The following is a 22461-nucleotide window of genomic DNA, read 5'->3' on the forward strand; positions in this document are numbered from 1 at the left end:
CCGGGATCGAACCGGCCGAGTCGAGTGCGCGCGCCGCGGCGGCGGCCAGTGCGCCGCAGGTGGCGAACCGCCGCTCCGGAACCTTCGCGAGCGCGGTGGCGAGGACCGCGTCGAATCCCTTGGGCAACAGTGGATTCACCTGACTCGGGGCGGGCGCGGCCAGATGCATGTGCGCGTACATCAGCTGTGCGGAGTTGGTCGCGGGGAACGGTACGCGACCGGTCAGCAGATGGAACAGGGTGCAGCCCAGCGCGTAGACGTCCGCGCGCTGGTCGACGCGGGCAGCCGGATCGAGCTGCTCGGGCGCGGAATAGCGCAGGCTCGCGTACACCTCGCCGGTGCGGGTCAGTCCACCGGTCTCGTCGAGTGCCTTCGCGATCCCGAAGTCGGTGAGCACGATTCGCCCCGGCTGCCCGGGCGCCAGCAGAATATTGGCGGGCTTCACATCGCGATGCAGCACACCGGACCGGTGCGCGTGATCGAGCGCTTTCGCCACCGCCGTCACGATCGAGACGGCCTCCGGAGGCGGCATCGGCCCCGCCCGCAGTACCCGCTCGACATCGGTGCCGGCCACGTATTCCATGGCGATCCAGAGCCGGTCGTCGTTCTCGCCCCGATCGTGGGTGGTCACGATATTCGGATGCGTGAGCCGAGCGGCCAGATCGGCCTCCCGCCGGAACCGCGCCCGCATCGCCGGGTCATGGGAGACGGCCTGCCCCAGCAGCTTCAGCGCGACCGGCCGCGGCAGGCTCCGATCCTGGGCGAGATAGACCTCACCCATCCCGCCCGCACCGAGCAACCGTTCGATTCGATACCCGGCGAAAACCGCGCCGGCCACGAGCTCGCGCCCCACTGTCACGTCCTCCCACATCCTCCGGTTCGGACGACACTACTGGATCGATCGAGGGCGCCCGGCCGGTCGCGATTCAGACGCCGACCCGCGAACCGGCTGTGGCACTCACCATTTCGGCCGGTTCGGAGGTCTCGGGTGTGCGAGTGGGTAGCTCGTCGTCGAGGATGGGTTCGCTCAGGCCGATGCGCTGCTGGATGCGTTTCATCCAGGCCGGGGCCCACCAGCAGCGGTCGCCCAGCAGCTTCATGACCGCCGGGACCAGCATCATGCGCAGGACGGTGGCGTCGATGACGAGGGCCGCGATCATGCCGTAGGCGATGTACTGCATGAGGACCAGGTCGGAGAAGGCGAACGCGCCGGTGACGACCAACAGGATCAGCGCCGCCGCGGTGATGATGCGACCGGTGTGGGCGGTGCCGGAGCGGATGGCCTCCTCGGTGCTCGCGCCCCGCGCGCGGGCCTCGACCATGCGCGACAAGAGGAAGACCTCGTAGTCGGTGGACAGGCCGTAGATGATGGCGATGATCAGGAACAGGATGTTCGCCTGAATCGGCTGGGGCGTGAAGTTGAGCAGTGTCGCGCCGTGGCCCTCGGTGAAGATCCAGGTGAGGATGCCGAGGGTGGAGCCCAGGCCCAGCACGCTCATCAACGCGGCCTTCAACGGCAGCACCAAGGAGCCGAAGGTCAGGAACATCAGGATCGTGGTCGCCGCCAGGACCAGGGCGATCATCAGGGGGAGACGGTCGAGCAGGGCGGCGATGGTGTCGTGCTGGACCGTGGGGACGCCGGTCACCATGAGGGTGGTGCCATCGGCGGTCTCCAGATCGCGCAGGAAGTCGATCGTCTTGTCGTACTTGCTGGAATCGACCAGATACGCCTGGGTCTTGTAGATGGTCGGATCGGTCTGCGACCGGGTCGGGATCTCGAAACCCGAGGGCAGCAGGCCGGGCGCGAAGCTCGCGCGCTCCACCAGCGGACCCACCTCGGTGCTGTCACCGGTGACGATGATCAGTTCGATCGGGTCGGATTTGCGCAGCGGGAAATAGGTGTCGATCTCGTGCTGGGCCACCCGCACCGGATTGTCCGGCGGCAGATACTTCTCGCTGAAACCGCCGAAGGCGATATTGCGCACCGGCAGGATCAGCACCAGCAGGCCGAGGATCAGCAGCGCGGTGATCTTGCGCGGATGCCGCATCACCCAGCCGGTGCAGCGGCCCCAGAAGCTCTGCTCCACATCGCGGGCCGCGTCGCCGCGCCGGAACCGGTCGATGCCCAGGGCGTTCACCCGCGGGCCCAGGATCGCCAGCATCGCGGGCAGAATCGTGACCGCGGTGAACGCGGCCAGGCTGACCGTGGCGATCGCGCCGTAGGCGATCGACTTCAGGAAGCCCTGCGGGAACAGCAGCATCCCGGCCAGGCTCGCGACGATCATGGTCGCCGAGAACACCACCGTGCGGCCCGCGGTCGTCACCGACCGCCGCACCGCGGCCGGGGTGTCGTATCCGGCCGCCATCTCCTCGCGGAACCGGCTCACGATGAACAACGCGTAGTCGATGGCCAGGCCCAGCCCGATCATCGAAACGACCGGGGCGACGAACGAATTCACCTCGGCGACATTGGTGATTCCGCGCACGATGCCGTTCGCGCCCAGAATGGTGAGCACACCCATCATGAGCGGCAGCGCCGCCGCGACCACGCCGCCGAAGATGAAGAACAACAGGATCGCCACCGCCGGGATCGCCAGCAATTCCATGCGATGGGTGTCGGCGGAGATGGTGTCGGTCAGGGCCGTCCCGATGGGTTGCAGCCCACCGACCTTCACATCGATGTCCGGCACCGCGAACGCGTTCTTCACCTGCACGTAGTGCGCCGACAGCTCGTCACCGGTCTCCCCCTTGAGGGCGATGGAGGCGACCGCGCGCGTCTTGTCCTTGGTGGCCAGGCCCGACTGCGAGCCCAGGGTGGTGCTCACCCCGGGCCAGTAGGTGGCGTTGACCGCGGCCACCGCGTCGGGAAATCGCTGGGTGAGGGTGTTGAGACTGTCCACCACCGGTTGATTCACGGCGGGGTCGTCGACGGTCGTCCCGTCCGGAAAGTGATAGATGATGACCATGTCCGCGGCGTGATTCGGCCCGAACGCGCCCGCCGCCAGCTCCGCGGCCCGCACCGACTCCGAATTCGGATCGTCCAGACCGCCCGCGCTGAGGCGACCTTCGAAACCCAGCGAGTACCCGCCGAGGGCCAGCAGGGCGGCCGCGACCGCGCCCAATGCGAGGAAACGATGGCGGGCGACGAGTTGTCCCCATAGCGCGAAGACATCTCGTTCGCGCGGGCGGCGGCTCGTGGTCATACTGCACGGTAACAGGCACGATCAGAATTAATTAAAAGCCTCGTCTGGCAATACAATTAGAATTACAAGAAACGTGATTTCATCATAGATGAATGGTATTTATCGAGGTCGTGAATCAGCTGGTCGTGAGCCGGGGTCGGCGCAGCGCGCCCATGCGCCGGATGATGCGCGGACGGCGCAGGTCACGGGCCATCCATTCGCCCAGGGTGACGCCCGCGGCGAGTGCCAGCCCGACCGCGAACGCGCTGAACAATTGGTTCAGCCCGATCAGCAGTTCGTCATTGAGCAACGCGTACAGCCCGCGATAGACCTTCAGGCCCGGCAGCAGGGGAGTGATGCCCGCGACCGCCACCACCAGCGGGGGCGTCAGCGCGCGCCGGGCCAGCAGACCGCCGGCCAGGCCCACCACGGTGGCGGCCACGCCCGAGGAGACGACCGGCCCGAACCCCAAATGCTGGACCAGCAGATAGACAATGGTCGCCGCGCCGCCACTGAACGCGGCCGCCGCCAGCGCCCGCCGCTCAGCATAACAGGCCAGCGCGAACGCGCCGGCGGTCACCGCGCCCGCGAACAGCTTGAGCGGCAGATTGGTCAGGTCCCGGGTCGAGGTCATCTCGACCGTCGGCACCGTCGCCTCGAACACCTCGGCCACCCGCAGCGTGAGCGCGATCCCGCCGATGATCCCGACCGTCATCATGATCACTTCCAGCATGCGCGCCGACGCCGTCACCGGCGCTCCGGTGATCGCGTCCTCCACCGCGCCGACCAGCTGTAAACCGGCCAGCAGCACCGCGATTCCGGCCGCGATGATCAACGCCGGATCCAGATGCAGCCCGGCGGCGAAGGTCGACACCAGCACCGCGGGCGCCGCGGCGATCACGCCGCCCATCATGTGCTGGAAGAAGAACGGCAGCCCGCGCCGGTTCAGCAGCCGGTTGGTGCGGTCGATGAGCATGGTGGTCACGAAACTCAACAGCCCGATCAGCCAGCCGCCATTGAGCAGCAGGGCCACCGCCGCCGCCATCAGCGCCCAGCCCAGCGTCGCCGACCAGCGCGGGTACGGATGCGGCGCGGAGGTGATCTCGTCGAGGGCCGAGAGCGCGTCCTGCGGCGGCACCAGTTCGCTGCGGATGCGCCGGGTCAGCCGGTCCACCGCGGCGAGCCGGGTGAAGTCCAGCGCCCGATAGTGCACGACCCGCATGGTGGTGGCGGGCGGCAGCCGGGTGCCGCGGTCGGCCGAGATACGGATCGAGTTGTAGGTGACGTCGATATCACAATGGGACAGTCCGTAAGTGGAGGCGATGAACTCGATCTGGGTGGTGGTGTCCATCACCGCCGTGCCCGACGCCAGCACGACCTCGCCGACCCGCTCGGCCAGATCGAGCACCTCGGTCACGGTCGCGTCGTCGGTGAGATCGATCGGCCGCACCGGTGCGGGCGCCTCCACGACGGTGTCCACGGTGGCGCGTTGATCAGCGACGACGCGGTCGGAGACGGTGGTGAGCAGGCGCCGCCACCACCGGGTGCGCAGCCCCGCGGGCAGACCCGGCGACTCGACGGCCACCTCATTGCTCACAGTAAGAAACGTACACGGGCGATCGAGATCACCAGGATGAGCGCGGCCGTGGCAGTAGTGTTTTGGGTATGGCGACGAGCGGCGTTTCGATCTCCGAAGAGCTACGCACGGCACTCGACGGCCCCTGGCGGGAGGTTCGCCAACGGGCCCGCGCGGTCCTCGACGACGACCGGCTGTTCGGCGATCCGAGCCTCGATCTGAAAGCCGCGCGGGCCCGCGTCCTGGACCAGATGCGGCTGGTCTCCTCCTTCGGCTGGGTCGAATCCGGCTTCCGCCACCCCGACGGCGCCCCCGGTGACGCGGGCGCGGTCGTCACCGCGCTCGAGATGCTCGCCTACACCGATCTGTCGCTGTGGGTGAAAAGCGGTGTGCAGTGGGGACTTTTCGGCGGCGCGGTCGAGAACCTCGGCACCGAGCGGCATCGCGAGTACCTCGACGAGTTGATCCCGCTGCGGCTGCTCGGCTGCTTCGCCATGACCGAGACCGGCCACGGCAGCGATGTCGCCAACCTGGAGACCACCGCCACCTACGATCCGGCCACCCGGGAGTTCGTGGTGCACAGCCCGACTCCCTCGGCCCGCAAGGACTACATCGGCGGCGCGGCCGAACACGCCCGCATGGCAGCGGTTTTCGCGCAGCTGATCACCGGCGGGCAGAGCCAGGGCGTGCACTGCTTCCTGGTCCCCATCCGCGACGAGACGGGCGGCGACCTGCCCGGGGTGACCACCGGCGATTGCGGCTACAAGGGCGGCCTGCCCGGCGTCGACAATGGCCGAATCATGTTCGACCAGGTCCGGATTCCGCGTGAGAACCTGCTCAACCGGTACGCCGACGTGGCCGAGGACGGCACCTACAGCTCCGAGATCGAGAATCCGAGCCGGCGCTTCTTCACCACCCTGGGCACCCTGGTGCGCGGGCGGGTCAGCGTCGGCGGTGCGGCGGCCGCCGCGGCCCGGGTCGCGCTGAGCATCGCGGTCCGCTACGGCGAGCAGCGCCGGCAGTTCGCCGATCCGGACACCGGTGAGGAGACGGTGCTGATGGACTACCGCAGCCATCAGCGCCGGCTGCTGCCGCTGGTAGCCCGTTCCTACGCACTGGCTTTCGCGCAGAACGACCTCGTGCACCGCATGCATCTGGTGCAGACCGGGCAGGAGACCGATCCGCGCGCCCGGCGCGCGCTGGAGAACCGGGCCGCCGGACTCAAGGTGGCGCAGACCCGCTTCGCCACCGCCGCCATCCAGGAATGCCGCGAAGCCTGCGGCGGCGCAGGCTATCTCACCGAGAACCGGCTGGTCACCCTCAAGGCCGACACCGATGTGTTCACCACCTTCGAAGGTGACAATGTGGTGCTGACCCAGCTGGTGGCCAAGGACCTGCTGACCGCCTACGCCGACGAGGTCCGCGATCTCGACGCGCTCGGCTGGGTGAAGTTCGCCGCCACCATGGCCCGCGACGTGGTGCGCGAGCGATCCGGTGTGCGCCAGATGATTCAGCGCCTGCGCGACCGCGGCGACGACACCGTCGACGAGGGCGATCTGTCGCGGCGCTCGGTGCAGCTGCAGCTGTTCGCCGACCGCGAGGACTATCTGGTCCGCACCGCCGCGCATCGGTTGCAGGCGCGTGCCAAGGAGACCGGTCCGTTCGAGGCGTTCAACAACGCGCAGGACCACATCCTCGCCGCGGGCTCCGCCCACATCGAGCGGCTGGTGCTGGAAGCCTTCATCGACGGCATCGCCGGAATCGAGGACCCGCAGGCCCGGGCGCTGGCCGACACGGTGTGCGATCTGTTCGTCTATTCGTCCATCGAGCAGCAGCAGGCCTGGTACATCATGCACCGGTTCATGTCGGTGGAGCGGGCCAAGTCGGTGCGGCGCGGGGTGAACGAACTCGTGGATCGGCTCCGGCCGCAGGCGCTCACCCTGATCGAGGGCCTGGGCGTGCCGGAGGGCCTGCTGCGCGCGGCGATGCTGGGCTGAACCGCGGACGCTATCGTGCAGACGTGAGCAGACCGACCACCCCCGTCCCCGCGCGCCCGGCGGCCCGGCCCCACCCGGCCACCCTGCCCGCCGTGATCCTGGCGGGGGTGATCGTCACCCTGCTCGTGCCGCTGACCTTTCCGTCCGGCGGCGGCTCGACGAGCGCGGACCTGACCCTGGAGAACGGCATCCACTCCGCGCTCGACGCCCATACCTGGGTGTACCGAGTGCTGGTGTTCCCCAGTAACAGTCCGGTCGTGCTGACCCTGCTGGTCGTGTCCGCGGCGGTGCTGGCCTCCCGGCGGCTGTGGTGGCAGGCGGGGTTCGCGCTGATCGCCCCGGAACTGGTGGTGGCGGTCAATACCTATGCGCTCAAACCGTTCTGGGAACGCAAGCTCGAGCACTATCTGGCCTACCCGAGCGGGCACACCGTGCAACTGGTCGCGGTGGTGACGGCGTTCGCGCTCGTGACCGAATCCGCGCGGGTGCGCCGGGGCACGGTGATCGTCATGGTGGTGGTGCTGCCCGCCGTCACGATCGGCATGGTCGGGCTCGGATACCACCATCCGACCGACGTGATCGGCGGCACGGCGGCCGCGGTGGCGCTCGTGACCGCCCTCTACCTGCCGTGCCGCTACCTCGCGGCAACCCCCGCGGGGCGGGCGGCTAGTACAGCGACGCCGCTCCCGCGAGAATGAACCAGACCACCCACAGCGCCGCGATGACGAAGCCCAGGGTGAGCATCACCCGCATGAACCCGCGCCCCACCTCGATCCGGTCGCTGCGGCGCGGATAGAGCTTCCACGGGCTGAACCACGGCGAGGGCATCACGAAACCCCGGCCCGCCGAGGCGTGTTCCTGCTCCAACCGGGCCTGCTCCAAGGCGTACGCCTCGGCCTGGGCCTGCTGCGGGCCGCCGTGCCACAGGGTCGGATCGACCGGACCCAGGAAGCCCTCGTTCAGCAGATCCTGCGGCGCGGGCAGATACGGCAGGATCCCCAGACCGCGGAACGCCCAGGCCACGTCATTGGCCGACCACTGCGGCCGCCCCCGCGACAGCAGGCCGGTGAAGTGGTCGCGCAGCCGCCGCTCGTCGCCCAGCAGCACCTGGAAGCCCGGATCGTTCCACAGCTGGGTGACCTTCAGATTCGAGTCCGGCGGCGGCACCACCAGCACGATGCCGTGGATGACCCGCTGCCCGAGCCCGCGCTCGGCCAGCCAGGTCTGCAACGCGAAGGTGTGATCGCGGGACTTGTCCAGGGGACTGCGCTTGTCGCCGCCCTCGAAGGTGACGATCCGGTCCCCGACCCGCCACGGGCCGTTGACCGGCACCTGCAGCTCACCGTCGAGTTTCTCGGACAGCGCCTCGGCCTCGATCACCACACAGCTGGTCGGCGTCCACACCACCGCGTCGAAGGGATGCAGCTTATCGCCGTGGAACAGACTGCAATTGACCGTCGCGACGCCCTGGGGGTCGGTGCTGCCCTTCCAGGTTCGCAGCCAGTCGATGAGCACCCTCTCGGCGTGGGTGCCGGCGGCGTTCTGCACTCGGACGAGCATCGGCTCTCACCTTCCTCGTCGGATCGGTACCGCGAATGGTACGGGCACAACACCCCAAACTACCGCCGGGCGCGCCGCCGCGCTCAGTTCCGGTGCTCCGCCGGGAAAATCGGCAGCCGCAACGCGCCCGGAGCGAAGTCCGGCACCACCGCCGCCGTGGGCGCGACCGGGCTGATCCGGCGGTACGGGGCGCCCAGCGCCGGCCGCGGATCGGGCTCGTTTCGGTTGGGCCAGAACGCCATTGCGCGCTCGGCCTGCGCGGTGATGGTCAGCGACGGGTTCACGCCCAGGTTCGCCGTCACCGCCGAACCGTCGGCCACGTGCAGCCCCGGATGGCCGTACACGCGCTGATACGGGTCCACCACACCGCTTTCCGGGCCCTCGCCGATGACACAGCCGCCGATGTAGTGCGCGGTGGCGGGAATGTTGAACACGTCCATCGCCAGCATCTGCACATCGCCGTCGACGTGCTCGCCGAAGCGGCGGCCGACCTCGTGGGCCAGCGGGATCCAGGTCGGATTCGGCTTGCCCGTGCCCTGTTTCGTCTTCAGCTGTCCCCAGCGCCGGAACGAGGTCAGCGAATTGTCCAGCGACTGCATCACCAGCAGGATGACCGAGCGCTCCGAGGCCCGCCGCGCGTTGAGGCTGCGCGCGAACACCACCGGATGCAGCACCATGGCCAGCAGGAAGCGCAGGAACCGGAACGCGCCGCCGTCGACCAGCGGCACCGACAGCGGGAACAGGCCGTTCTGCCCCTTGCCGTAGTGGCAGACCTCGACGTGGGTGTCGGGCTCGGGGTGGATGGAGGAGGTGATGGCGATGCCCTCGGCGAAATCGTCGCGCGACTTGCTCACCACATTGAGGATGGCCTCGGAATTGGAGCGGGTCAGCTCGCCCAGCCGCGGCGACAGATTGGGCAGCACGCCCTCGTCGCGCATCTTGTGCAGCAGCTTCTGGGTGCCCAGCGCGGCCGCCGCGAACACCACCTGCTCGGCGGTGAACACCTTGCGGCCCTTGCGGACCCAGCGGTCCGAACGCTGGGTCTCGATGGCGTAACCGCCGCCGGTCATGGGCCGCACCTTGGTGGCCGTGGTGAGCTCGAACACGTGCGCGCCGGCCTGCTCGGCCAGGTACAGGTAGTTCTTGGGGGTGGTGTTCTTGGCATTGTGCGGGCAGCCGGTGAAGCAGCGCGCGCAGTGGATGCAGCCCTTGCGCCGCGGGCCGGCGCCGCCGAAGTAGGGGTCCTCGACCTCCTCGCCGGGAGCGGCCTCGTTGAAGAACACGCCGACCCGGGTGGGGTGGAAGGTATCGGCGACGCCCAGATCGGCTGCCACCGAACGGATCACGTCGTCCGCGGGGGTCATGCGCGGGTTCTCGGTCACCCCGAGCATGCGCTGGGCCTGGTCGTAGTAGGGCGCGAGCTCGGCGCGCCAGTCGGTGATGTGGGCCCACTGGCGGTCGGTGTAGAACGCCGGGAGCGGCTCGTAGAGGGTATTGCCGTAGATCAGCGAACCGCCGCCCACGCCCGCGGCGGAGAACACCGCGCACTTGCCCAGCACGCTGATCCGCTGGGTGCCGGTCAGGCCCAGGCGCGGGGCCCAGATCGCTTTGCGCACATTCCAGTTCGTCTTGGGGATGTCCTCGGCGTTCCAGCGGCGGCCGGATTCCAGCACGGCCACCCGGTAGCCCTTCTCGCTCAGGCGCAGCGCGCTCACGCTGCCGCCGAACCCGGAGCCGATAACGACGACGTCATAGTCGAAGTCGGGCATGGTCTTTCCTCTCGCGGTCCCAACCAGATGTGAGAAGGATTGCACACAACTCTCTCACGGAGTAGGTCCGCTCCCGGCGCGGCGGCGTGCCCGGATGGTCATGGCGCGCCGATTGGGGTAGGACGGGGACTGTGACAACCGAGCGGAACGCCGAACCGGTGTACAGCGACCGCATCCTGACCGTGCCCAACGTGCTCAGCTTGGTGCGGCTCATCGGCGTGCCGGTGTTCCTGTGGCTGCTGCTGGTCGAGAAGGCCGACGGCTGGGCCTTCGCGCTGCTGGTCGCCAGCGGTTTCACCGACTTCCTCGACGGCAAGCTGGCACGGCTGTTGGATCAATCGTCCAGGTTGGGTGCGATCCTGGATCCGCTGGTCGACCGGCTCTACCTGCTGGCGACGCTGGGCGGCTTCCTGATTCGCGGCATCCTGCCCTGGTGGGTGGTGCTGATCCTGGTCGCCCGCGACGGCATCCTGACCCTCACCCTGGGCATCTACAAACGCCGCGAACTACCCCCGCCCGAGGTCATCTACCTGGGCAAGGCCGCCACCTTCGCGCTCATGTCGGCGCTGCCCTGGCTGCTGGCCGGGCAGATGGACTGGGCCGCCGCGGGTTTCGGCCGCGCCTTCGGTGGGGCATTCTTGATCTGGGGCACGGCGGTCTACGTCTGGACCGGAATCCTGTACCTCGGCAAGGCCCTCGCCGTGGCCCGAGCGATACCGCCCGTGCCACACCATGATCACTCCCGATAGGGTGTGCGACGGACGGATCGACGACGATCCCGAGAGGAACCGCCCGTTGAAAGGACACTGCCAGTGACCGCAGTACCCGAGGATTTGCGCTACTCCGAAGAGCACGAGTGGGTGAGCAAGGTGGGTCCGACCCGGGTACGGGTGGGCATCACCGATTACGCGCAGTCGCAGTTGGGTGACGTCGTGTTCGTGCAGCTGCCCGCGGTCGACTCCGACGCGCCGGCCGGTGAGAGCATCGCCGAGATCGAATCCACCAAGAGCGTGTCCGACATCTACGCCCCGCTGGCCGGGAAAGTCGTTGCGGTGAACGATGTTCTGGACGCCGAGCCCGAGACCGTCAACTCCGCGCCCTACACCGAGGGCTGGCTGTTCGAGCTCGAGGTCGAATCCGCCGAGGCCCTCGAAGCGGCCCTGGGCAAGCTCCTGGACGCCGCAGGTTATCAAGGAGTTATCGGAGGCTGAAGCAGCCTTCACAGTTCTACCTGCACGGGTACGCCCTGGCAGGGTACGGTCAATGCCAACAGAAGTGCGCGCAGCCGGTGCCCGGATTTTCCGGACCTACCCGAGGCGGGGAGCGGCCGGAGCGCCGCATCGCTGAGGGCATCAATTGCTTGCATGGATTATTCGGTTCGAGGAGGAGAGCAAGGGTGAGCGAGAACAAGGACCCGGGTTACCAGGAAACGGCAGCAGAGACCACTTCGGTGTTCCGTGCCGACTTCCTGAACGAGGTCGACACGTCGCGCACCGAGCAGACCGGCGAGCAGCCGGTGCAGGGGGTGGAGGGTCTGCCCGCGGGCGCGGCCCTGCTGGTGGTCAAGCGTGGTCCGAATGCCGGTTCGCGCTTCCTGCTCGACCAGCCGACCACCTCGGCGGGACGCCATCCCGACAGCGACATCTTCCTGGACGATGTCACGGTCAGCCGTCGGCACGCGGAATTCCGCCAGGACGACGACACCTTCCAGGTCGTCGACGTGGGCAGCCTCAACGGCACCTACGTCAACCGTGAGCCGGTGGACTCCTCGGAGCTGCAGAACGGCGACGAGGTCCAGATCGGCAAGTTCCGTCTGGTCTTCCTGACGGGTCCGCGACCGGCGACGAGCGACTCGGCGCTATAGGACCGAGCGGAATGACTGGCGCAGCGCAGTGGACGCGCGGAGGCATGTCGATCGGCTCCGTGCTGGATCTCCTGCGTCCGGATTTTCCGGACATCACCATCTCCAAGATCCGATTCCTGGAATCGGAGGGCCTGATCAGCCCGGAGCGCACGCCCTCGGGATACCGCCGCTTCCATGTGGCGGATGTCGAGCGTCTGCGCTTCGTGCTGACCGCGCAGCGGGATCAGTACCTGCCGTTGAAGGTGATCAAGGAACAGCTCGAAGCGATCGACAGTGGGGCGGCGACGCTCGGAGTCCGGGAAGCGCGGGCCCGGGCGAACGCCGTGGGAGGCATGGTGCCCGAATCCCGAGGCATCCCGGAATCATCGGATGCCTTGTCCGCCAACGGGGGCGGTCGGCTGCGCCGGTTGAACGCCGTGCCCGGTGAGGTGTCGCCCGAGGAGCTCCGGTTCGATCACGAAATCCGGATCACCCGGGCGGACCTGCTCGATCAGGCCGGCATCGACGAGAAGTTCCTCACCGAACTGATCCGTGCCAATCTGATCACCCCCGGCGCCGCCGGGTACTTCGACGGCGATGCCGTCACCCTCGCTCGCACCGCCAAGGCGCTGAGCGAATTCGGTTTGGAGGCAAGGCATCTGCGCGCCTTCAAACTGGCCGCGGATCGGGAGGCCGCCATGGTGGCCCAGATCGCCGCGCCGATCGCCAAGAGCCGCGACGCCGATGCTCGCGCTCGCGCCGAGGAGACGGTCCGGGAATTGGCCGCACTGTCGCTGACACTGCACACCTGCCTGGTGAAGACCTCGGTGCGCGCTTCTCTCGGCGGCTGAATTCTTCGCCTAGACTCGGTGATACAGCCGGGTTGGGCGCCCTGGTGAGGATCTGGGAGGCAGTGCGATGAGCGAAATGCGTGTGATCGGCATCCGTGTCGAACAGCCACAGAATCAGCCCGTGCTGCTGCTGCGCGAAGTGTCCGGGGACCGGTACCTACCGATCTGGATCGGGCAGGCCGAGGCGACCGCGATCGTGCTGGAGCAGGAGGGCGTCACGCCCATCCGCCCGCTCACCCACGACCTGATCAAGATCCTGATCAAGGAGCTGGGCCACACCCTCAAAGAGGTGCGGATCGTGGATCTGCAGGAGGGCACCTTCTACGCCGACCTGGTCTTCGAGAACGATCTGCGCATCTCCGCGCGGCCCTCGGACTCGGTCGCCATCGCGTTGCGGGTGGGCTGCCCGATCTATGCCGAGGAGCCGGTGCTCGAGGAGGCCGGACTGGTCATGCCCGACGAGCGCGAGGACGAAGTCGAGAAGTTCAAGGAGTTTCTCGAATCGGTATCTCCGGATGATTTCAAGGCCACGGACAGCTGACCAACTGCTGACCGGGCAAAGCATCCGAAATGAGACATTTCCTAGTCTCTACCTCAGCTTTAGGGTGAGAAACACGCACTCGGCCATGCTTTTACGGTGCCGATTTTGCGGCCACAATCAGGGGAGTAGCCTCGATTGTCAGTCCAACGCTCCAGAGTCGATCAAGAGCCCAGCCCTGATAGGCGCGCAGTAAGGGAGTAAGTCAGTGGGAGATCAACCGCAACCTCGGGATGTGGTGCAGCCAGGGCTGTTCCCCGATGACACGGTGCCCGACGAACTCGTCGGTTACCGCGTGCCCAGCGCGTGCCAGGTGGCCGGAATCACCTACCGGCAGCTCGACTACTGGGCCCGCACCGGGCTGGTCGTCCCCTCCATCCGCAGCGCCACCGGATCCGGCAGCCAGCGGCTGTACTCGTTCAAGGACATCCTGGTCCTCAAGATCGTCAAGCGGCTGCTCGACGCCGGCATCTCCCTACAGAACATCCGCATCGCGGTGGACCACCTGCGCAGCCGCGGCGTCGAGGATCTCGCCGGAATCACCCTGTTCAGCGACGGGACCACGGTCTACGAATGTTCCTCCGCCGAAGAGGTGGTCGATTTACTGCAGGGCGGCCAGGGCGTGTTCGGCATCGCCGTGAGCGGCGCCATGCGCGAGCTCACCGGGGCCATCGCCAACTTCCCGGCCGAGCGCGCCGAGACCGCCTCCGCCATGGATCGCCCCGAGGACGAGCTCTCGTTCCGCCGCAAGGCGCGGATGAGCAAGACCGGTTAGCCTGGCCGGCAACATTCTTGTAACCTGCGGCCGCTTAGACTGACAGTGCGTCGCAGCCGTGCGGGAGAGTTCCGGGGATAGTCTCGGACGCCGAAGGAGCAGCACCTCCCCGTCAATCTCTCAGGCACAAGGGACCGTGCGGAGTTTCGACGCCTCTGGAAAGTGATGGCCGCGTGCCGTCCGCCCATGGTGAAAGGTCACCGGTCGCCAGGCCGGGGTCCGAATCTCTCAGGCATCGAGGACAGAGGGGGAGGGCAGACGATACGTCGGCCGAAAGGCCGACCCCCGCCCACCCTTTGGAGCAGCCGTGATCTGGACTCGATCCTTCGCCGACCGCCACATCGGCCCCGACAGCGGCGAAACCGGCCGTATCCTCGAGACCGTGGGCGTCGAGTCGCTGGACGAACTCGCCACCAAAGCTGTGCCCGCGAGCATCCTGGACGCCCCCGAAGGCAATGGACTGAACGCGCTGCCCGACGCCGTCTCCGAACACGACGCGCTGGCCGAGCTTGCGGCACTGGCCAATTCGAACACCGTGGCCACCTCCATGATCGGGCTCGGGTACTACGACACCCTCACCCCGCCGGTGCTGCTGCGCAACCTCATCGAGAACCCGGCCTGGTACACCGCCTACACCCCCTACCAGCCCGAGATCAGCCAGGGCCGCCTCGAGGCGCTGCTCAACTTCCAGACCATGGTCGGCGACCTGACCGGTATGGAGGTCGCCAACGCCTCCATGCTCGACGAGGCCACCGCCGCGGCCGAGGCCATGACCCTGCTGCAGCGGGCCAACCGCAAGTCGAAGTCGGAGCGGCTGCTCATCGACACCGACCTGTTTCCGCAGACCCGCACCCTGCTCTACACCCGCGCCGAGCCGCTGGGCATCGAGATCGTGGAAGCCGACCTGGCCGCGGACGGGCTGCCCGCGGGCGAGTTCTTCGGCGTGATCGTGCAGGTGCCGGGCGCGTCCGGCCGGATCGTGGACTGGGCTCCGGTCATCGAGGCCGCTCACGAACGCGGCGCTCTGGTCGCGGTGGGCGCGGATCTGCTCGCGCTGACCCTGATCACCCCGCCCGGCGAGCAGGGCGCGGACGCCTGCTTCGGCACCACGCAGCGCTTCGGCGTGCCGCTGGGCTTCGGCGGGCCGCACGCGGGCTACCTGGCCGTGCACACCGCGCACGCGCGGCAGCTGCCGGGCCGTCTGGTCGGGGTGTCCGTCGACGCCGACGGCAACCTGGCCTACCGGCTGGCGCTGCAGACCCGTGAGCAGCACATCCGCCGTGAGAAGGCGACCTCCAACATCTGTACCGCGCAGGTGCTGCTGGCCATCCTGGCCGCCATGTACGCCTCCTATCACGGCGCGGACGGACTGCGTTCGCTCGCGCGCCGGGTACACGGGCACGCGCAGTGGCTGGCCGCCGGTCTCGGCGACGCGGTCGTGCACCAGAGCTTCTTCGACACCGTCCTGGTGCACGTGCCCGGCGGCGCCGAAGCCATCGTGGCCAAGGCGAAGGGCGAGGGCATCAACCTGCGGCTGGTCGACGCCGACCATGTCGCCATCGCCTGCGACGAGGTCACCACCGACACCCATGTGGTCGCCGTGCTCGACTGCTTCGGCGCGGAGGTCCCGGTCGGCCCCGAGGGCGCGCTCTTCCACGGCAAGCAGCGCCCGCACATCGAGGTCCGCACCTCCGAGTACCTGACCGCGCCCGCGTTCACCAAGTACCGCACCGAGACCGCCATGCTGCGCTACCTGCGCGCGCTCTCGGACAAGGACATCGCGTTGGACCGCAGCATGATTCCGCTCGGCTCCTGCACCATGAAGCTCAACGCGGCCGCCGAGATGGAGGCCATCACCTGGCCCGGCTTCAACCGCGTGCACCCGTACGCGCCGGTCGAGGACGCGCCCGGCCTGATCAAGCTGATCGAGGACCTCGAGGGCTGGCTGTGCGCGGTCACCGGCTACGACCGGGTCTCGTTGCAGCCCAACGCCGGTAGCCAGGGCGAATACGCGGGCCTGCTCGCGATCCGCCGCTACCATCTCGATCGCGGTGACTCGCACCGGGATACGTGCCTGATCCCCGCCAGCGCGCACGGCACCAACGCCGCCTCCGCCGCCATGGTCGGCATGCGGGTGGAGGTCGTCAAGACCAGCCCCAACGGCGACATCGACCTCGACGACCTGCGCGCCAAGATCGCCGACCACGCCGAGCGGCTGGCCTGCATCATGATCACCTACCCGTCCACGCACGGCGTGTACGAGCACGAGGTGGCCGAGCTGTGCGCGCTGGTGCACGAGGCCGGCGGCCAGGTGTACGTGGACGGCGCGAACCTCAACGCCCTGGTCGGGGTGGCCCGCCCCGGCAAGTTCGGCGGCGACGTCAGCCACCTGAACCTGCACAAGACCTTCTGCATCCCGCACGGCGGCGGCGGTCCCGGCGTCGGCCCGGTCGCGGTGCGCGAGCACCTGGCGCAGTACCTGCCCGGCGACCCGCTGGTCAAGGGCTCGCACGCGGTGTCGGCGGCCATGTACGGTTCGGCGTCGATCCTCCCGATCACCTGGGCCTACATCCGCATGATGGGCGCCGAGGGCCTGCGCCGCGCCACCCTCACCGCCATCGCGTCGGCCAATTACATTGCGCGCAAGCTGGATCCGCACTTCCCGGTGCTCTACACCGGCGACAACGGCATGGTCGCCCACGAGTGCATCCTGGACCTGCGCGAGATCACCAAGCGCACCGGCGTCACCGTCGACGACGTCGCCAAGCGCCTGGCCGACTACGGCTTCCACGCCCCGACCATGAGCTTCCCCGTCGCGGGCACCCTCATGGTGGAGCCCACCGAGAGCGAGAACCTCGAGGAACTCGACGCCTTCATCGCGGCCATGATCGCCATCAAGGGCGAGATCGACCAGGTCGAGGCCGGCGTCTGGCCCGTCGAGGACAACCCGCTGCGCGGCGCGCCGCACACCGCGGAATGCCTGGTCGGTGAGTGGGATCACCCGTACAGCCGCGAGACCGCGGTCTACCCGATGGGCGTGAAGCACACCCGCGCCAAGGTGTGGCCGTCCGTGCGCCGCATCGACGGCGCCTACGGCGACCGCAACCTGGTCTGCTCCTGCCCGCCCCTGGAGGCCTACGCCGACGCGGAGTGATGATCCGCTGTAGCTGAACAGGCAAGCGCCCCAGCGGTTCCCGGAACCGATGGGGCGCTCGTCGTGGCGACGCGGGGTGAAACAGGGTCAGGCGTTGACCGGCTTGTAGGTGGAGATCGCCCAGATCACCACGACGTCGAGGGCGATGATGAGAATCGACCAGGCCGGGTAGTAGGGGATCCAGAGGAAGTTCTCCACGATGGACAGGGCCGCCAGGATGAGGGCGGCGACGCGGCCCCAGGTGGAGCCGCGCAGCAGGCCGATCGCCACGATGATCTGGATGACGCCGACGCCGATGTGGATCCAGCCCCAGCCGGTCGTGTTCATTTTGTAGATGTAGTCGTAGCCGACGACCAGCAGGTCGTCCGACGCCACCGCGGAAATGCCCTGCAGGACCGAGAGCACGCCGATCACGAGCAGCAGAATGCCCGCTCCGATGGTCGTACCGGCGGCCAGGCCCTGCTTCAATGTGGGTTCGGTTCCCGTACTGTGTGCCATTCGCCGAATATGCCACGAGTTAGCTGGCGGATTCGGGCATTACGGCCATGTGTTGCCGTGCTGTTGCCCGGCCCGAATCCGCCCGCGGCGGTCAGGGCGTGGTCAGCGCCTGCGAGACCGCGGTGCCGAACGGCAGATCGGCGGTGGTGCCGACCTTCGTGTAGGTGCCGCCGGTGCGCTGAGCGAGGGTTTGCAGGGTCTGGGTGCCCGCGCCGCCGACCACGATCACGTCGATGCGCACCGGATGCGCCGGATCGGTCGCGGCGGCGATATCGGCGAGCAGCTGGTCACCGGTGACGGCGGAGTCGTCCTCGGGGCCGTCGGTGATGAGCAGGATCGAATTGGTGCGGGCGGTGGCGTAGTTGGCGAGCACGCTCTTGTAGGCCGCCTCCAGGGCGGGGTAGGTGCGGTCCGGCTTGGACTGGCTCGCGGTCACCGTGGTCAGGGCCTGGGCCAGGGCATTGCGCTGGGCGTCGGTCAGCGGCGCGGTCGGGGTCAGCACCTTGTGCGCGTTCGCGCCGTCGAGGTTCTTGGAGTACTCCCACACGCCCAGCCCGAACTCCGGCGGCATCACGGTCATCGTGGACGACAGCGCGGCCACGGCATTGCCGAGCCGGGTGCCGAAGCCCTCGGCGGTGCTCATGGACGAGGAGACGTCGAGCAGGACGGTCGCCTGCACTCCGAGCACGGGGTGGGCGAGGATCTGATTCACCTTGTCCAGCACCGGCTTCGACGGCGCCGGCGCGGTGGCGGGGGTGGCCGCGCCGAAACCGTTGTCGGTGAACAGTTTCGACTGGTCGGGGGCGCGCAGGAAGTCGGCGAACAGGCCCGCGATCAAGTTCTGGGTCTGATCGACCCAGGGGCCGGTGAGCTGCGCGGCCGGGAAGTCGGCGACCGGGCCCGCGCCGTCGGGCCGGAACGCGGTCAGTCCCGCGTGGGCGCGAATCTGCTGTTCGGTGGCGGGCACCGCGTGTACCGGCCCGGCGGCATCGGCCGCGCCGGCGAGATCGGCCAGCGCGCTCGCGGGATCCTTCACGGCGGGTGCGCTCGCGGCCAGGCCGGAGATCGCCGAGACCACCTGTCCGGTGGCGACCGCCTTCTCGTCGAGCGGATCGGTGCCCGAGACCCCCGAACCGACCGCGGCGGCCACCGCGAGGGTGGCGTCGCCGCCGGGCATGGCCAGCCGCAGCTTGCCCCACGCGGGCAGCCCGGCGTCGGCCAGCGAACCGGTCTGCAGCTTGGCCAGATCGGCCCAGTGCACCTTGGCGGTATCGAGGGCGCGGCGCAGCTCGTCGGGCACGGCCAGCACCACCGGGCTCACCGCGACCGGGGCCGGCGTGCCCGCGATCAAACCGGGCACCCGCATCTGCTCGACCGACCGCGAGGACTGCGGAATCCAGAGCGCGGGCTGCTGACCCAGGGCCGGATCCCACTTGTTCGCGACGAACGCCGCCACCATCGCGGCCGAGGGCTGCGCGGTCACCGCCACCTGCGCGCAGTGATCGCGAACGTGCGGCGCGGTGGCGTTGAACCGGTCGGCGGCGGCCTTGACCGGCGTCAGGATGTCGGGATCGACGGTCACCGCCAGCGTGGCGGTCCCTTCCACACACGACGACGCGGCCCGGCTGTCCTTCTGCTTCGACCGATCCGACAACCATGCCCAGCCGACGACCGCCAGCGCCAACACAATCACCGCGACGACTGCGATAACCGGTCCTTTGCTGACACCTCGTGACCCGCCCGCGGCGCGATGAGTACCCACGAGCGACCATCCTATGTTGACGCCCAGGCCACCACCTGTTCCAGCTGGTAACGCCCACTCCGGCCGGTCCGGAAGCGTGCGACGAGGATCGGGCGGCCGACCTGAACGGACGGGGCGGCCATCCGATGTGATGGCCGCCCCGTGCGATTCGGTGGGTCGGGCCGGGCCGGTGCCCCACCGGGGTCCGGGCGGCGCCCCGAACAGCTCTCGGGGGTTCGGGGCCGAAGCCCCTGAGCGACCCCGAGAGCCGGATCAGTCGCGGATCATCTTGCCGCGGTCGTACTCGTGCCCGCCCCAGACGCCGGACTGGCCGGTGCGGGCCGCGAAGTCGCCGCATTCGCGCCGGATCGGGCAGCCCGCGCAGATGCCGCGGGCGTAGTCGAAGTCCTGCGACGGGTACGGGAACCACGCCTCGTGGTTCGGGTCGCCCTTGCAGGCCGCGCGCGCCCAGTAGTCCTTCGAGTCGGAGATGGGGAGCAGATCAGCCAGGGTCTGCTCCCGAAGTGCGGTGTTCGTCATCGGATCTCGCTCCTTTCCTGTCCGATCACGCGTGATGGGTGTCTGTCGTTCGTCGAGTCAGGACGCGGCCAGTTCCTTCCAGATCTGGCGTTGGGCCCGTTCTCTGTCGTGGGGGGCCTTGGGCTCCCACAGCAGGCGCATCCCGGCCTCCGCGGGAGTCCGGTCCGCCTTGTACGTATTGCAGGGACCGCACGCGGCGATGAGGTTGGCCCAGGTATTGGGCCCGCCCCTCGACCGCGGGCGGATGTGGTCCACCGTGCGGGCCCAGCCGGAGCAGTACCCGCAGCGGTACCGGTCGCGGCGCAGGACGCCGGACAGGGTGGCGCGGCTGTCGTCGTCGTGGGAGAGGATTCGGTGCTCGAGGTAGATGTAGCGGGTGAGCCGGATGGTCTCCGGCAACGCCACCTCCATGTGCCGCGAGCGGATCGGGAAGTGCGGCTGGCGTGCGGCGACGGTCTCGGCGGCCCCGCTGAGCAGCAGCACCACCGCGCGCTCGGCGCGGATCGTGGTCAGCGCCTCGTAGGAGGCGTTGAGCAGCAGCACTCCGGCGTGTATCCAGTTGTCGGTGGTTATCTCCGGGTCTTCGGCATGACGGAACAGCATGGGGGTCACCATGTTTCGTGAAGGGATCGAACAGGAAGCGGGAGGCGGCCGGTTACGAATGGGCCCGGAGACGGCCGAAGCCCCGGTACTGTTCGTCGATCCTCGGATGCAAAGCCGTCTCCTCCTTCCTGCTGGTCACGACCGTGTCGGTCGGGTGATCATCGATGAAACACATGGTGGCACAACGGCGCTGCGTTGTCGGCTGATTATTTTCCACCCCTGGTGCATGGAGAACGATCCGCGACGGCCGTTTGTTCCCCACACTGGAAACGTGACGATCGACGCTTGGGCTCAGCATCCGACGGAGCGTTTTCTCGCGCGCGACATCTTCGATTCGCTGCGGCGCTGGACCGGGGGAGCGATTCCCACCGGTGAGATTCCGCTGAAGGCGACGCTGGCGGCGATGGACGCGGGCGGCATCGACCGGGCGCTCATCTCGGCGTGGTGCGCGCCCGAGGGCACGCTCATCTCCAATGACGAGGTCGCCGCGTGGGTGGCCGAGGCCCCGGACCGCCTGACCGCCGTGGCCTCGGTGGACCTGCGGCGACCCATGGAATCGGTGCGGGAACTGCGGCGCCGGGTGCGCGACGAGGGGTTCGCGGCGGTCCGGGTGCTGCCGTGGCTGTGGGAGGTGCCGCCGACCGACGCCCGCTTCTATCCGCTCTACGCCGCCTGCGTGGACCTCGGGATCCCGTTCTGCACGCAGGTCGGGCACACCGGTCCGCTGCGGCCCTCGGAGCCGGGCCGCCCGATTCCCTATATCGACCGCGTCGCCCTGGACTTCCCGGAGCTGACCATCGTGTGCGGTCACGTCGGTTGTCCGTGGACCGAGGAGATGATCGCGGTGGCCCGCAAACACGAGAACGTGGTGATCGACACCTCCGCCTACACCACGAAAAGGCTGCCGCCCGAACTCGTCTCGTATCTGAAGTCGGCGAGCGGGCGGCGCAAGGTGCTGTTCGGCACCAACTATCCGATGATCCTGCCCCAGCACGCCCTCGACGGTTTGGCCGCGCTCGACCTGGACGACGAGACCCGCGAGCTGTACCTGGACGGCAACGCGCGCCGCGTCTTCGGGCTCTGACGCGGCGCGCGGGGATCGTGCGGGATCAGGCGGCGGGCGCCGGTCCGGCCGCCGAGCCGTGGGTTCCGGTGAGGTCGAGCACCGAGTCGTCGAGCGGAATCCGGTCGTCGCGCCGCTGCGAGATCCGCCCGCCGGAGACGGTGATGGCCGTGGCGGCGAGGTCGACGGCCAGCGCGGCGTCGTCCTCGTCCATGGCCAGGATCGACAGGCTCAGCGGTTGCGCGGTCAGACTCGGTCCGGGCGTGGGAGCGAGGGGATCGGTGGTCGCGGCGGCCGGGCAGCCGGTGGACAGCATGATCGCGGCGGCCAGGAATTCGACGGGGGTGGCCGCCGCCAGATGCGCGCCCCGCGCCGCCGCGCTGATCAGGCTGTGCGGCGTCGGGAGTCCCTGCGGCAACGGCAGACTGGGGACCGCGCCCCAGCGGTGCAAGGGCGGGAACATGTCGAAGTCGGAGCGGCCGAGCCAGCGGCGGTGGCACAGCTGGGCGAGCCGCTGGGCGGTGTCGCGCAATCGGGTCTGCTCGGCTTGGAAGCTGAGCGTGATCTGCCGGCAGGGCAGCGGTGCGATCGGGCGCGGAACGGAGGGAACAATTACTACGGTCATAAGGCAGCTCGTTCTCTTCGCGGCGGGATCAACCCTGCACGTCGGCCGGCATCGGGGTGGTGCGGGTGCGGCGCCGGGCCGCGCCGAGGGACAGCGCCGAGACAGCGAGTAGCGCCGGAAACAAAGACAGCAAACCAATAGCAACT

At 68.6% G+C, this 22461-nt stretch carries 20 protein-coding genes and 1 riboswitch; of the genes, 10 read left to right on the top strand and 10 right to left on the bottom strand.

The features are described 5' to 3' along the window. From ACWELJ_RS10250 to ACWELJ_RS10260, 3 genes are all read right to left on the bottom strand, one after another. The coding region (locus ACWELJ_RS10250; RefSeq protein WP_452365863.1) for a serine/threonine-protein kinase at positions 1-859 on the bottom strand (859 nt) is incomplete at its 3' end. A gap of 67 nt (positions 860-926) precedes the next feature. Continuing rightward, a complete protein-coding gene (locus ACWELJ_RS10255) occupies positions 927-3203 on the bottom strand; it encodes an MMPL family transporter (RefSeq protein WP_452365864.1) in 2277 nt (758 codons plus the stop codon). Positions 3204-3318: 115 nt separating this feature from the next. After that, on the bottom strand, positions 3319-4710 hold the full coding sequence (locus ACWELJ_RS10260; RefSeq protein ID WP_452365915.1) for a threonine/serine ThrE exporter family protein: 1392 nt from the start codon (positions 4708-4710) through the stop codon (positions 3319-3321). Between the two features lie 137 nt (positions 4711-4847). Between ACWELJ_RS10260 and ACWELJ_RS10265 the strand changes: the two genes are divergently transcribed. Further along, a complete protein-coding gene (locus tag ACWELJ_RS10265; RefSeq protein WP_452365865.1) occupies positions 4848-6755 on the top strand; it encodes an acyl-CoA dehydrogenase family protein in 1908 nt (635 codons plus the stop codon). Between the two features lie 23 nt (positions 6756-6778). After that, entirely contained in the window at positions 6779-7453 is a 675-nt protein-coding gene (locus tag ACWELJ_RS10270) for a phosphatase PAP2 family protein (RefSeq protein WP_452365866.1), read from the top strand. On the opposite strand, the gene ACWELJ_RS10275 is transcribed toward ACWELJ_RS10270, so the two are convergent. Both ACWELJ_RS10275 and ACWELJ_RS10280 read right to left on the bottom strand, forming a co-directional pair. After that, positions 7422-8315, bottom strand: coding sequence for a nuclease-related domain-containing protein (locus tag ACWELJ_RS10275; RefSeq protein WP_452365867.1), 894 nt, complete (start codon positions 8313-8315; stop codon positions 7422-7424). The genes ACWELJ_RS10270 and ACWELJ_RS10275 overlap by 32 nt on opposite strands. An 83-nt stretch (positions 8316-8398) precedes the next feature. Next, positions 8399-10084, bottom strand: a complete 1686-nt coding sequence (locus tag ACWELJ_RS10280) for a GMC oxidoreductase (protein WP_452365868.1) — start codon at positions 10082-10084, stop codon at positions 8399-8401. A 131-nt stretch (positions 10085-10215) separates the two neighbouring features. On the opposite strand from ACWELJ_RS10280, the gene ACWELJ_RS10285 reads away from it, so the two are divergent. The 7 genes from ACWELJ_RS10285 (at position 10216) to gcvP (ending at position 17245) form a co-directional block, all read left to right on the top strand. Then, positions 10216-10833 (top strand): CDP-alcohol phosphatidyltransferase family protein, encoded by a 618-nt coding sequence (locus ACWELJ_RS10285; RefSeq protein WP_452365869.1) that lies wholly within the window; start codon positions 10216-10218, stop codon positions 10831-10833. A gap of 57 nt (positions 10834-10890) precedes the next feature. Next, positions 10891-11295, top strand: a complete 405-nt coding sequence (gcvH, locus tag ACWELJ_RS10290; protein ID WP_452365916.1) for a glycine cleavage system protein GcvH — start codon at positions 10891-10893, stop codon at positions 11293-11295. Positions 11296-11480: 185 nt separating this feature from the next. Then, positions 11481-11948 carry a glycogen accumulation regulator GarA gene (garA, locus tag ACWELJ_RS10295; RefSeq protein WP_213555026.1) on the top strand — a complete coding sequence of 156 codons (468 nt, stop codon included), beginning with the start codon at positions 11481-11483 and terminating at the stop codon, positions 11946-11948. Positions 11949-11992: 44 nt separating this feature from the next. After that, positions 11993-12778 carry a transcriptional regulator FtsR gene (gene ftsR, locus ACWELJ_RS10300; RefSeq protein ID WP_452365870.1) on the top strand — a complete coding sequence of 262 codons (786 nt, stop codon included), beginning with the start codon at positions 11993-11995 and terminating at the stop codon, positions 12776-12778. 67 nt (positions 12779-12845) lie between these two features. Next, a complete protein-coding gene (locus ACWELJ_RS10305; protein WP_040807814.1) occupies positions 12846-13319 on the top strand; it encodes a bifunctional nuclease family protein in 474 nt (157 codons plus the stop codon). A 205-nt stretch (positions 13320-13524) separates the two neighbouring features. After that, positions 13525-14091, top strand: a complete 567-nt coding sequence (locus tag ACWELJ_RS10310; protein ID WP_357085017.1) for a MerR family transcriptional regulator — start codon at positions 13525-13527, stop codon at positions 14089-14091. A 51-nt stretch (positions 14092-14142) separates the two neighbouring features. Next, positions 14143-14238, top strand: a riboswitch (glycine riboswitch). Between the two features lie 160 nt (positions 14239-14398). Beyond that, positions 14399-17245 carry an aminomethyl-transferring glycine dehydrogenase gene (gene gcvP / locus ACWELJ_RS10315; RefSeq protein WP_452365871.1) on the top strand — a complete coding sequence of 949 codons (2847 nt, stop codon included), beginning with the start codon at positions 14399-14401 and terminating at the stop codon, positions 17243-17245. An 87-nt stretch (positions 17246-17332) separates the two neighbouring features. On the opposite strand, the gene ACWELJ_RS10320 is transcribed toward gcvP, so the two are convergent. The 4 genes from ACWELJ_RS10320 to ACWELJ_RS10335 form a co-directional block, all read right to left on the bottom strand. After that, complete coding sequence (locus tag ACWELJ_RS10320; RefSeq protein WP_452365872.1) at positions 17333-17743, bottom strand: DUF7144 family membrane protein; 411 nt, start codon at positions 17741-17743, stop codon at positions 17333-17335. Positions 17744-17834: 91 nt separating this feature from the next. Continuing rightward, positions 17835-19436: a VWA domain-containing protein gene (locus ACWELJ_RS10325; protein ID WP_452365873.1), complete on the bottom strand. Its 1602-nt coding sequence runs from the start codon at positions 19434-19436 to the stop codon at positions 17835-17837. 321 nt (positions 19437-19757) lie between these two features. Further along, positions 19758-20024, bottom strand: a complete 267-nt coding sequence (locus ACWELJ_RS10330; RefSeq protein WP_213555031.1) for a WhiB family transcriptional regulator — start codon at positions 20022-20024, stop codon at positions 19758-19760. Between the two features lie 57 nt (positions 20025-20081). Then, entirely contained in the window at positions 20082-20627 is a 546-nt protein-coding gene (locus tag ACWELJ_RS10335; RefSeq protein ID WP_452365874.1) for an HNH endonuclease, read from the bottom strand. Positions 20628-20898: 271 nt separating this feature from the next. Between ACWELJ_RS10335 and ACWELJ_RS10340 the strand changes: the two genes are divergently transcribed. Beyond that, a complete protein-coding gene (locus ACWELJ_RS10340; RefSeq protein ID WP_452365875.1) occupies positions 20899-21711 on the top strand; it encodes an amidohydrolase family protein in 813 nt (270 codons plus the stop codon). 25 nt (positions 21712-21736) lie between these two features. Here the strand turns inward: ACWELJ_RS10340 and ACWELJ_RS10345 are convergent, their stop codons facing one another. Next, a complete protein-coding gene (locus ACWELJ_RS10345; protein WP_452365876.1) occupies positions 21737-22315 on the bottom strand; it encodes a hypothetical protein in 579 nt (192 codons plus the stop codon). Positions 22316-22461: the final 146 nt, after the last annotated feature.

It is taken from the genome of Nocardia sp. NPDC004582, from assembly GCF_053602115.1.